Annotated in this window: 1 protein-coding gene; it reads left to right on the top strand. The window is 50.8% G+C overall.

All coding sequences use genetic code 11. The annotated features are described in order from the left end of the window. A partial coding sequence (locus AC1RPJ_RS08285) for a hypothetical protein (RefSeq protein ID WP_481762931.1) occupies nt 1–246 on the top strand: 246 nt, incomplete at both ends.

The raw sequence follows: 246 nt of genomic DNA, 5'->3' as shown, positions 1-246 counted from the left end.
ATGGTTACTTAGCGAGTTCCTTCGAGGGTGGTTACTTACTGGGTTTCCATGGTTAAGCCTCGGCTATAGCCAAACGAGTAGCGCGCTTGCAAGGCTAGCCCCCCACATGGGTGAAATTGGGATTACCGTAATGGTAATGCTCATTGCCATTAGTTTTACCCACGTTTTGCTGCGCAAACAGCTAGAGTGGCTGGTACTGCCCTTAGCTATTTACACCGCAGCCTGGTACGCACCCGTGCTTAATCC

This window comes from Dellaglioa sp. CoH-57-MRSF-17 (genome assembly GCF_056782015.1).
This window is presented reverse-complemented; position numbering and strand designations above follow the sequence as displayed.